The sequence below is a fragment of the Inquilinus limosus genome (assembly GCF_002195995.1).
GTDB classification, from domain to species: domain Bacteria; phylum Pseudomonadota; class Alphaproteobacteria; order DSM-16000; family Inquilinaceae; genus Inquilinus; species Inquilinus limosus_C.
Map to the genome: position 1 here is coordinate 1 of NZ_NHON01000140.1, position 11190 is coordinate 11190.

Annotated in this window: 7 protein-coding genes and 1 pseudogene; 4 read left to right on the plus strand and 4 right to left on the minus strand. The window is 70.0% G+C overall.

All coding sequences use genetic code 11. The annotated features are described in order from the left end of the window. From BWR60_RS38465 to BWR60_RS33730, 3 genes and pseudogenes are all read left to right on the plus strand, one after another. A pseudogene (locus BWR60_RS38465) lies at positions 1-191 on the plus strand (carboxyl transferase domain-containing protein); the annotation flags it as partial. 444 nt (positions 192-635) lie between these two features. Further along, the gene (locus BWR60_RS33725) at positions 636-1190 is read left to right on the plus strand and encodes a GNAT family N-acetyltransferase (protein WP_088157325.1); all 555 of its coding nucleotides are present in this window, start codon (positions 636-638) and stop codon (positions 1188-1190) included. 37 nt (positions 1191-1227) lie between these two features. Beyond that, a complete protein-coding gene (locus tag BWR60_RS33730) occupies positions 1228-2181 on the plus strand; it encodes an acetyl-CoA carboxylase carboxyltransferase subunit alpha (protein ID WP_088157327.1) in 954 nt (317 codons plus the stop codon). 253 nt (positions 2182-2434) lie between these two features. Here BWR60_RS33730 and BWR60_RS33735 read toward each other — a convergent pair whose 3' ends face one another. The 4 genes from BWR60_RS33735 to BWR60_RS33750 form a co-directional block, all read right to left on the minus strand. After that, positions 2435-3949, minus strand: coding sequence for a RimK-like ATPgrasp N-terminal domain-containing protein (locus BWR60_RS33735; protein WP_088157329.1), 1515 nt, complete (start codon positions 3947-3949; stop codon positions 2435-2437). A gap of 78 nt (positions 3950-4027) precedes the next feature. Next, positions 4028-5494 (minus strand): aromatic amino acid lyase, encoded by a 1467-nt coding sequence (locus tag BWR60_RS33740; RefSeq protein WP_218823805.1) that lies wholly within the window; start codon positions 5492-5494, stop codon positions 4028-4030. A gap of 206 nt (positions 5495-5700) precedes the next feature. Beyond that, positions 5701-8421 (minus strand): preprotein translocase subunit SecA, encoded by a 2721-nt coding sequence (gene secA, locus BWR60_RS33745; RefSeq protein ID WP_088157331.1) that lies wholly within the window; start codon positions 8419-8421, stop codon positions 5701-5703. Between the two features lie 231 nt (positions 8422-8652). Continuing rightward, the gene (locus tag BWR60_RS33750) at positions 8653-10023 is read right to left on the minus strand and encodes an esterase-like activity of phytase family protein (RefSeq protein ID WP_088157333.1); all 1371 of its coding nucleotides are present in this window, start codon (positions 10021-10023) and stop codon (positions 8653-8655) included. 302 nt (positions 10024-10325) lie between these two features. Here BWR60_RS33750 and BWR60_RS33755 point away from each other — a divergent pair. Continuing rightward, on the plus strand, positions 10326-11190 hold an 865-nt coding region (locus BWR60_RS33755; RefSeq protein WP_088157334.1), incomplete at its 3' end, for a peptidylprolyl isomerase.

The following is an 11190-nucleotide window of genomic DNA, read 5'->3' on the forward strand; positions in this document are numbered from 1 at the left end:
GCCCGACCGCGGTCAGCGCCGCCTCCATCTTGTCGCGCGCCTCGGCTTTCGACCTGGCCGACCGCTTCCACCTGCCGGTGATCACCTTCGTCGACACCGCCGGCGCCTATCCCGGCGTGGCGTCGGAGGAGCGCGGCGTGGCCGAGGCCATCGCCAAGTCGATCGAATCCTGCCTCAAGGTGCAGGTGCCGTCATGGCCGCCCTCGCCGCCAGAAATCACCACCCCACTCTCAGGCCCTTCTTCCTCAAACTCCTCGCCAACGGCAAAAAACCCCTCGTCGCCATCGTCGCCGTCATGCGCAAGCTCCTCATCATCGCCAACGCCAAACTCAGACCTCAACCCCAACTGAGTTGATGACGATGTTGTGTGGCGGGAAACGCAACACGTAAGCCGGGGATCCTAAGCATTTGCATTGACAGCCGGGGCCGGTTGCGGTTTCGCTGTTGCCGCTGAATCTTCATGGAACGGACCGACGTGACCCTCCTGCCCCCGACGCTGCGACGACGACGCCTGCAGCCCGCCCTTCGCGGCGCGGCGGCCTGAGGCGTTCCGGGGTGCTCGCGAAACCATGATGCGAGCGGGACGGAAGCCGGTCGGCGCGCGAACCGACGCTCCCCGTTCCAAGGACTTCCAATTGTACCTCCTGAAGACCGAGCGGCCGCGGGATGCGGCCGAAGTCGACGCCCTGCTCGACCTTGCCTTCGGCCCGAACCGGGAAGCCAAGATCTCCTACCGCTATCGCGACGGCATCGCGCCGACGCGCAGCCTGTGCTTCGTGGTGCGCGAGGGCGGGCGGCCCGGCGGCCGGATCCTCGGCTCGATCCGCTACTGGCCGATGCTGCTCGACTCCGGCCGGCCGACTCTGCTGCTGGGGCCGCTGGCGGTGCAGCCGGAGCTGCGCGGCGCCGGCGTCGGGGCCGCGCTGATGCGCGGCAGCATGAAGCGGGCGGCCGATATGGGGCACCGGCTGGTGCTGCTGGTCGGCGACCTCGCCTACTATGCCCGCTTCGGCTTCCAGCCGGCGGCCCCGCTGGGCTTCGTGATGCCGGACGAGCAGCCGCACCGGCTGCTGGTGGCCGAGCTGCGGCTGGGCGCGCTGGAGGATGTTCCGGGCGGCACCCTGCTGCGGGCAGACGCCGCGGTCAGCCCTGCGCAGATTTCGGTCTCAATGCGCGCGGCCCTGTGTTAGACAGCCCCCCGATCCCGAGGGCCAGTCTCAACGCGGAATGAAGACCTTTCTCGAATTCGAAAAGCCGATCGCCGAGATCGAAGGCAAGATCGAGGAGCTTCGGCACATCACCGATGCCGGCGAGCTCAACATCGCCGACGAGGTCTCCCGGCTTCAGACCAAGGTCGACAAGCTGCTGCGCGACACCTATCGCGGGCTGACGCCGGCGCAGAAGGTGCAGGTCGCGCGGCATCCGAATCGGCCGCATGCGTTCGACTACATCCAGGCCCTGATCACCGAGTTCCAGCCGCTGGCGGGCGACCGCGCCTTCGCCGAGGACCGCGCCATCATCGGTGGGCTCGGCCGGTTCCAGGGCCGCTCGGTCGTGGTGATCGGGCAGGAGAAGGGCAACGACACCGAAAGCCGCATCCGGCACAATTTCGGCATGGCCAAGCCCGAGGGCTACCGCAAGGCGCAGCGCCTGCTCGACCTGGCCGACCGCTTCCACCTGCCGGTGATCACCTTCGTCGACACCGCCGGCGCCTATCCCGGCGTGGCGTCGGAGGAGCGCGGCGTGGCCGAGGCCATCGCCAAGTCGATCGAATCCTGCCTCAAGGTGCAGGTGCCGGTGGTCTCGATCGTGATCGGTGAGGGCGGCTCGGGCGGCGCCATCGGCATCGCCGTGGCCGACCGGGTGCTGATGCTCGAGCACTCGATCTATTCGGTGATCTCGCCGGAAGGCTGCGCCTCGATCCTCTGGCGCAGCAGCGCGCAGAGCCAGGAGGCCGCGGCGGCGCTGAAGCTGACGGCGCAGGATTTGAAGCAGCTCGGCGTCATCGACAGCGTGATCGAGGAGCCGGTCGGCGGCGCCCACCGCTTCCCGCAGCAGGCCTTCGACGCCGTCGGCGACGCGATCGGCTCGGCCCTCGCCGGGCTGGTCGACCTCGACGGCAAGACCCTGCGCGGCAAGCGGCGCGAGAAGTTCCTGGCGATCGGCCAGAACCTGGGCTGAGCGCGGCCGGGGCTGCCCGTCGAAGGGCGGCAGCGGACGGCGGATGTGCGAACGGATTGCCTCTCCGTGAGCTGGGCCCTTTCAGAGTTCTCAGAACCGTCATTGCGAGCGCAGCGAAGCAATCCAGGGGCCAGTGCGAACCGGCCCCCTGGATTGCTTCGTCGGCTTCGCCTCCTCGCAATGACGGCGAGGGATGGTGTTGTGAAAAGGTCCCGCACGCGGGAGAGGCAACGCGCGGGGAGCGCCCTCGCCGCTACCAGATCGATCCCACCGTCCGGGCGGGCGCACGGTCCTCGCCGGCCTCGATCCGCTCCAGGAAGTGGCCGAGCAGCCGCTCATACAGCGCGTCGCCCAGGCAGGCATCCTCCAGACCGACATCGATGTTCGGGTTGTCGTTGACCTCGATCACCACCAGGCCCTGCGCCGTCTCCTTGAGGTCGACGCCGTACAGGCCGGTGCCGATCAGCGCGGCGGCGGCCAGCGCGGCCGACAGCACCGCTTCCGGCACGCGGTCCAGCGCCACCGGTTCGGTCGCGCCCTCCTCGCTGCGGCCGTTCCCGTCGTGGCGGAAGATCTGCCAGTGGCCGCGCACCATGCGGTAGCGGCAGGCGAAGAGCGGCCGGCCGGCCAGCACGCCGATGCGCCAGTCGAAGTCGGTGTAGAGGTATTCCTGCGCCAGGATCAGGCGCGACCGGCGCAGCAGCCGGCGGCCCGCCACCGGCAGCTCGGCCGGGCTGTCGACGCGGATAACGCCACGCGAGCAGGCGCCGTCCGGCACCTTCAGCACCAGGGGGAAGCCCAGCGCCTCGCCAGCGGCGGCCAGCGTGTCGGCCCGCACCGCCAGGGTGCGCGGCTGCGGCACGCCCTCGGCCTTCAGCCGCTCATGCAGGAACACCTTGTTGCAGCAGCGCAGGATCGACACCGGGTCGTCGATCACCGGCAGGCCCAGCTGCGCCGCGGTCTCGGCGAAGGCGTAGCTGGGCGACTGCAGCGCCGTGGTCTCGCGGATGAACAGGGCGTCGAAGCCGCCCAGCCGCGGCAGGTCGCGATGACCGACGCATTCGGTGTCGATGCCCATCGACGACGCCACGTCGCGCAGCCGGGCGATGGTGCCGGGCTTGGACGGTGGCAGCGGGTCGTCCGGGTTCACCAGAACGGCCAGGCGGGGGGCGCGGCGAAAGGGGCGCGGCGTCGGCGGCGTGCCGGCCAGCCGCTCCAGCGCGGCGCGCAGCAGGCGCAGCTGGCGCGGGTCGAGCCCGGCCAGCGGTTCCGCCATCACCTGCAGCAGCTGCGGGCGGGCCGGGTCGATCTGCAGCGTCATCAGCGGCAGGCCGAACGCCTCGTAGGCCGCCTCGGCGATCTCCTGCAGATGCGGCTTGTTGCAGCGGCCCAGCGCCACGAACAGGCGGCGCGGCAGGATCAGGCGCGCGCCCTGGCGGCGCAGCGCGGCCAGGGCGTGGTCGACCGGCGCGAAGCGGCTGCGGACCAGCCGGTCGTCGGCCTGGTCGGCCAGCGCCGCGGCGGTCGGGATCGCGGCATAGCCGCGCGCCTCGGCGATCAGCGAGACGTAGTAGCCGAAGGAGAGGGGCCGCTGGTCGCGGCACAGATTGACCACGGTGGTGCCGGGCGCCGTGCCCGGCGCCGGCAGGTGGCGGCCGTCCAGCAGGTCGTCAGGGGCGACGACGCGGCATTGGGGGGGCAGGTCTTCGGCCAGCCCATCGGGGGCCAGCCCGTCGGGCTCGTCGGCGACGATCAGTGTGGTGGCCATGGGTCCATGCGTGATGTGGCAATGACCCGCAGCCTCCCGCCGAGCCGGATAAAGGTGCCATTCGGATTTGCGGGCGGGTCACGCCGCCGTGAACACCCGCTCGGTGAACCTTGTCGCCAAGTGGCCCAGCTCGGGGCCCAGCACGCGGTCCTCGGCCACCGGCGGCACCAGGCTGCGCACCTCGTCGACCAGCGGGCGCAGGGCCGGGGTGGGCGCGCGGCCGGTGACGTGGAGGGCCTGGGAGGCGATCACCGCCAGCATCGCCAGGGCCGCGTCCAGGCAGCGGCCGGCGCGCTCCTCCTTCGCCCAGGCCAGGAAGGCCGGGGCGGCGACGTCGTCCTGGCCGGCGCCCGCGGCCTCGGTGCCCGGCAGGAAGGTGCGCTGCGCCGCCGCCTTGGCCTGCTCGAGATAGCCGGTGACCGCCATCGGCACATAGCCCAGGCTGCCATGGCCGTCGCTGTCGCTGGGGTCGCGGCCGACCATCAGCAGGTCCGGCAGGTGCGACACCCGGCCGGCCAAGAGCTTCGAGCTGTGGCGGTCGCACAGCAGGCAGAGGTCGGCCCAGATCGCCGCCAGGTCGTCCAGCGCCGGGGCCGCCATGGCGTTGTGGTAGCCGCCGGTGCTGATGCAGCGGCCATCCGGATGGCCGGGCCCCGCCTCGTCGGGCGGGATATAGACCGGGTTGTCGGAGGCCGCGGCCAGCGACACCGTCGCCGCCCGCTCGGCCGCCGCCAAAGCGCGATGGGCCTGGCCCAGCAGGCGCGGCACGATGCGGTAGCTGACCGGCGCCTGATAGCCGCGCCGTCCGTCGCCGGCACCGTCCAGCAGGGCGCGCAGATGGCGCAGCGCCGTGGCATCGTGCGCATCGCCCCACAGCGTGTCGAGCGCCGCGTCGTAATGCTCCAGCGGCGCGCGGAAGGCCTCGATCGACAGGGCCAGGACGCTCTCCGCCAGCCGGATCCGGTTGCGCGCCGCCAGGGCCGAATCGGCCACCAGCGCCGCGGCGCAGGGCGACCCATTGATCAGCGATCCGCGCTCCTTGACCTCGAGGTCGAAGCGGGCGCTGAGTTCGGCGAACAGCGGGTACAGCGCCAGGATCTCCCCGGCCCCGCCCTGGCCGGAAGCGGGCACTGTGGGCAGCGGGCCGCCGTCCAGCATGGCGGCGACGGCCAGGGCGATCCGCGGCGTGGTGGCGGCGTGGCCGTCCAGGAAATTCGCCAGCCGGGCCAGCAGGATGCCGCGCACCACCCGCTCCGGCAGCTTGTCGCCGAAGGCGGTGGCGGCGGCGAAGGCCTTGATCCGGGCGTGGCGGTCGCGCTCCTCCGGCCGCAGGCGCCGGTCGGCCAGCTCGCCCATCGCCGTGGTGACGCCGTAGATGACCAGGTCCGGGTCGGTGTCGATCAGCCGCAGGAAGGCGGCGCGGCACTCCGCGATCCGGGCCAGCGCCGTGTCGGTGACGCGCACGCCTTCGCCCTGCCAGGCGACGCGGCGCACCGCGTCCAGGGTGATCTCGGTCCGCCTGGTCAGGTCCAAAGTCATCGCCATCCGCCTCCCGTTTGGTGGGGCAGCTTGGCAAAAGCAAAGGCCGGCGGCGATGGGATTCGCCGGCCGGCCTCAGGATGCTCTCGGTTCCCTCGCCGTCATTGCGAGGAGGCGAAGCCGACGAAGCAATCCAGGGGCCGCTTGGCGTGGCCCCTGGATTGCTTCGCTACGCTCGCAATGACGGTTTTGGAATCACGCGCCGTGGCTCGTCAGACCACCGAGCCGTGGCAGTGCTTGAACTTCTTGCCCGAGCCGCATGGGCAGGGGGCGTTGCGCGGGGTGTCGGCCCATTCCGGGTTCAGCGCCAGGGCGGCGCTGGCGGCGGCCACCGCGCCGGCGGCGGTCGCCATCTCCGGCGGCGGCGCGCCCAGCGCCGGGTCGAGGCGGCCCTCATGCATCTCGCGCTGCATCGCCGCGCGCTGCTGGGTCTCGATCTCCTCCGGCCGGTTGACGCGCAGCTCGACCTGGGCCAGCACCTGGGTGACGTTCTCGCGCAGCCCGGCCAGCATCTCCTCGAACAGGTTGAACGCCTCGGCCTGGTATTCGCGCAGCGGGTCGCGCTGGGCATAGGCCCGCAGGTTGATGCCCTGGCGCAGATGGTCCAGCGTCAGCAGGTGGTCCTTCCAGCTCTGGTCCAGGATCTGCAGCAGCAGGCTCTTCTCCGCCATCTGCATCAGCTCGGGGCCATAGGCCTCGACCTTCGCCGCCATCTTGGCCTCGACCGCGGTCTGGATCCGCTCCTCGATCTCGCGGTCGGCGATGCCCTCTTCCTTGGCCCAGTCCTGCACCGGCAGGTCCAGCCCGAAGATGCGCAGGCCTTCCTCGTGCAGCCCGTCGATGTTCCACTTCTCGGCGTAGCTGTTCTCGGGGATGGCGCGGGCGACCATGCCGGCCACCACCTCCTGCCGCATGTCGGCGACCATCGCCGTGGCGTCGTCCGCCTGCATGATCTCGCGCCGCTGCTCGTAGATCACCTTGCGCTGATCGTTCATCACGTTGTCGAAGCGCAGCAGGTTCTTGCGGATGTCGAAGTTGCGCGCCTCGACCTTCTCCTGCGCCTTCTCCAGCGCCCTGTTGATCCAGGGGTGGATGATCGCCTCGCCCTCCTTCAGGCCGAAGCGGCGCAGGATGCCGTCCAGCCGCTCGGAGGCGAAGATGCGCATCAGGTCGTCTTCCAGCGACAGGAAGAACTTCGACCCGCCGGGGTCGCCCTGGCGGCCGGAGCGGCCGCGCAGCTGGTTGTCGATGCGGCGGCTCTCATGCCGCTCGGTGCCGACGACGTAGAGGCCGCCCGCCGCCAGCACGATCTCCTTGTTCCGCGCCACCTCGGCCCGGATCTCGGCCTCGCGCTGGTCGCGCGCCGCCTGGTCCTCGATGCCGGCCAGCTCCAGGTCGACCCGCATCTCGACATTGCCGCCGAGCTGGATGTCGGTGCCGCGGCCGGCCATGTTGGTGGCGATGGTCACCGCGCCGGGCCGGCCGGCCTGGGCGACGATATAGGCTTCCTGCTCATGGAAGCGGGCGTTCAGCACGTTGTGCGGGATCTTCTCGCGCTGCAGCAGCGCCGCCAGCGTCTCCGACTTCTCGATCGACACGGTGCCGACCAGCACCGGCTGGTTGCGGGCGTTGCACTCGCGGATCAGGGCGACGATGGCGTCGTATTTCTCGCGGACGGTGCGGTAGACCTCGTCATCCTGATCCTTGCGCTGGACCGGGACGTTGGTCGGGATCTCGACCACCTCGAGGTTGTAGATCTCGCCGAACTCGGCGGCCTCGGTCTGCGCCGTGCCGGTCATGCCGGCCAGCTTCGGATAGAGGCGGAAATAGTTCTGGAAGGTGATCGAGGCGAGAGTCTGGTTCTCGCGCTGGATCTCGACCCGCTCCTTGGCCTCGATCGCCTGGTGCAGGCCCTCGGAATAGCGCCGGCCTTCCATCATGCGGCCGGTGAATTCATCAATGATGACGACCTTGCCGTCCTTGACGATGTAATCACGGTCCAATTGAAACATCACGTGAGCGCGGAGCGCCTGGTTCACGTGGTGGACCTGGTTCACATTATGTATGTCGTAGAGATTGTCGCCCTGCAGCAGGCCGGCCTCGATCAGCAGCTGCTCGATCTTGACCTGGCCGGCCTCGGTCAGGGCGACGGTCTTCTGCTTCTCGTCGTGCTCGTAGTCCTCGACCGCGACCAGGCTGGGGATCAGCCGGTCGACGCGCATGTACATCTCCGACGAATCCTGCGCCGGGCCGGAGATGATCAAGGGCGTCCGCGCCTCGTCGATCAGGATCGAGTCGACCTCGTCGACGATGGCGAAGTTGAACGGCCGCTGGACCATGTCCTCCAGCCGGAACTTCATGTTGTCGCGCAGGTAGTCGAAGCCGAACTCGTTGTTCGTGCCGTAGGTGATGTCGGCGCCGTAGGCCTCGCGCCGCTGGTCGTCGTCCAGCCCGTGGACGATGCAGCCGACCGACAGGCCGAGGAAGCCGTAGACCCGCCCCATCCAGCCGCTGTCGCGCTGGGCCAGGTAGTCGTTGACGGTGACGACGTGGACGCCCTTGCCGGCCAGCGCGTTCAGGTAGACCGCGAGGGTGGCGACGAGGGTCTTGCCTTCGCCGGTCTTCATCTCGGCGATCTTGCCCTGGTGCAGCACCAGGCCGCCGACCAGCTGCACGTCGTAATGCCGCTGGCCCAGCACCCGCCTGGCCGCCTCGCGCACCGTGGCGAAGGCCTCGGGCAGCAGGTCGTCGAGCGACTCGCCCTTGTCCAGCCGCTCGCGGAACTCCTGGGTCTTGGCCTGCAGCTGGGCGTCGCTCAGCGCCTGGAACTGGGGCTCCAGGGAGTTGGTCTTGACCACCGGGCCGGTGATCAGGCCCTTGACGAACCGGTCATTGGACGAACCGAACAGCTTTCGGGCGAGCGCACCGAACATCGAAAACCTCGACTTGGGCAGGGAGAGCACGCAGCCGCACTCCCCCAGGAAATTGGGGCCGCGCCAGCCGGCTTTCAACGCAGAACCGCAGCGGAATGCCGGCGCTGCCGTCGAAAGCGCCCGGACCCGCGGGCGCGGCACCATAGCGGATGGACCCCGCCCTGCCAATGGCCGGCCGGACGGAGGCGGGGGCGGGGCGGGCCCGCCGCTCCGCTCCGTTCCGCCCGCCGCCTAGCTCGCCGGGTCGGCGACGATGGCGCTGCCCTTCAGGATCACCGGGCGGGTGGTCTCGCCGGTGATGCCGAAATCGCTGTCGTTGATCATCAGCAGCGACCCGTCGCCGGTCAGCGCCAGCCCCTCGATCTTGACCGGAACCTCCGGATGGTCGGCGCTGTCGAAGCGCAGAATCTTGGTCACCGGCACGACCTTGGCCGCCGCGAGATCCTTGCTGGCTTCCAGGCTCGGCGAGGTCGTCACATCGTCCCAGGCGGTGCCGTGGATGTCGGTGGCCCCGGCGAGCGAGATCTCGTACAGCTTGGTGGTGCCGTCGGTGCGCTCCAGCACCAGGAAGCGGTCGGCGCCCAGCCCCATCATCTCGCTGATGCGCGGGTCGCTCTGCTTCTTCGACGGGTCCAGCCGGAAGCTCTGCGGGTCGTCCAGCGTGTAGACATATTCGCCGGTGACGGCGAGCGTCGCCGGGTCCAGCGTCCACAGCCGGGCGTTCTTCGAGGCCCGGTAGGTGTCGGCGTCGGGGTTGGCCAGCGGGTTCTGGATGATGGTGGCCAGGCGCTTGCCGTCCGGGGTGATGGCCAGTGATTCCAGGCCGCGATTGAGGAAGCGCTTGGCCAGCACGGCCGGCAGCCCGCCATCGACCGGGTAATGCGCCGCCTTGAAGTCGCCCTCGGTGCCCTGCGGCACGATCCGGCGCAGGATCTTGCCGTCGGCCGCGACATGCAGCAGCGACGGGCCGTTCTCCTCCGACACCCAGAAGGTGCCGTCGGCCAGCGGCACGATCGACTCGGCGTCGACCGCGTCGGCGCTCTGCTCCAGCCTCTTGCCGGACAGGTCCAGCGGCTGCTCGGTCGAGGCGTGGGTCAGCGGGTTCAAGAGGCCGGTGACCGGCTTGCCCTGGCCGTCGCGCAGCGGCAGCACGGTGTCGACCGTGAAGGTCCGGTCGTCCTTCAGCGTGATCCGGTAGATCGACGGCGAATAGTCCGGCTGCGGATAGATCCGGCCGCCCTTGACGTCGCCGCAGATGGTCTTGCCGTCGACGCCGAACACGTCCTCGACATCGCCGCAGGTGAAGTTCGCGCCGCGGTCGGAGATGGTCCAGAAGGTCATCGCCGGGTCGGTCGCGCGGCGGCCGGCGCCGCTGCCGATGCCGACATTCAGCTGCCGGGTCTTGCCGCCCGGCACCGACATGCTGCCGAGCTCCAGCTTCGGGTCGGTGCTGCTGTAGACGGTGATGGTCTCGGCGGCGTGGGCGGCCGAGATCGTTGCGCCCGAAATCGCCGCGCCCGAAATCGCCGCGCCCGAAATCGTTGCGCCCGAAATCGTTGCGGCAGACAGCAGCAAAGCCGCAGCCAAGGGACGGAACGCCATGGACCCCTCCTTAAATCTTTGTCACCCGGGCCCGGCCGCGCCGGCGGCGGGGCCGGCCCGGACCCCACCGTCCTTCTAGGATTTGCCGCGTGTCGGGCCGGTGAAACCCGTGTGAAGCTTTGATGACGGCGGCCTCCGGCGGCATGACAGCGGCTTCCGGTCCGCTTGTGCGGTGTTTCGGCCTGTGCTTTACCTTGGCGCCACGTCGCGCGGTTGGCGCCGTCGCGATCCCATGACCGGATGCCGGCCCTCTCTCCGGCCGAGGCGCCACTCGTCCCACAGGATCTGAAAGGACGCGTTTGATGTCTTCCCTCGCCCTCCGCCTGCTCGCCGGCGCGGCAGCCCTCACGCTCCTGGCCGGTCCGGTCCTGGCCCAGGACGCTGCCAAGCCGGCCGAGACCCCGGCGGCTCCCGCCGCCGCCGCTCCTGCCGCCGCCGACCAGGCCGGCAAGCCGGACGATCCGGTCGCGGCCACGGTCAACGGCCAGCCGATCCTGCGCTCCGAGGTGCTGGAGGCGATCAACAGCCTGCCGCAGCAGTACCGCCAGATGCCGGTCGAGATGCTGGTGCCGCTGATGGCCGAGCAGGTGGCGACCGCCCGCCTGGTGGCGCAGAAGGGCGTCGATGCCGGGCTGCAGAACGACCCGGAGGTGAAGGAGCGCCTGCAGACCGCCGAGCGCCGCATCATCCAGGACGTCTGGCTGCAGCGCCAGATCAAGGCCAAGGTCACGGACCAGGCGATCCAGGACGCCTATAAGAAGTATCTCGCCGACAACCCGCCGCAGGACCAGGTCAAGGCCCGCCACATCCTCGTCGACAGCGAGGACAAGGCCAAGGACCTGATCAAGAAGCTGGAGGGCGGCGCCAAGTTCGACGAGCTGGCCAACGCCAACACCACCGACCCCTCGGGCAAGGATTCCGGCGGCGACCTCGGCTGGTTCGCCAAGGACCAGATGGTGCCGGAATTCGCCGACGCCGCCTTCAAGCTGGAGAAGGGCAAGTTCACCACCGCCCCGGTGAAGACCCAGTTCGGCTGGCACGTCATCCTGGTCGAGGACAAGCGCACCCTGCCGCAGCCGAGCCTCGACGAGGTCAAGCCGCAGCTGGAGGAGCAGCTGTCCCAGGCGCTGGTGCCGCAGATCATCGCCGAGGTGAAGCAGGGTGCGC

Coding starts and splice junctions, on each gene's coding strand:
- BWR60_RS33730 (WP_088157327.1), top strand. CDS start 1,228: ATGAAGACCTTTCTCGAATTCGAAAAGCCGATCGCCGAGATCGAAGGC.
- BWR60_RS33735 (WP_088157329.1), bottom strand. CDS start 3,949: ATGGCCACCACACTGATCGTCGCCGACGAGCCCGACGGGCTGGCCCCC.
- BWR60_RS33740 (WP_218823805.1), bottom strand. CDS start 5,494: ATGGCGATGACTTTGGACCTGACCAGGCGGACCGAGATCACCCTGGAC.
- secA (WP_088157331.1), bottom strand. CDS start 8,421: ATGTTCGGTGCGCTCGCCCGAAAGCTGTTCGGTTCGTCCAATGACCGG.
- BWR60_RS33750 (WP_088157333.1), bottom strand. CDS start 10,023: ATGGCGTTCCGTCCCTTGGCTGCGGCTTTGCTGCTGTCTGCCGCAACG.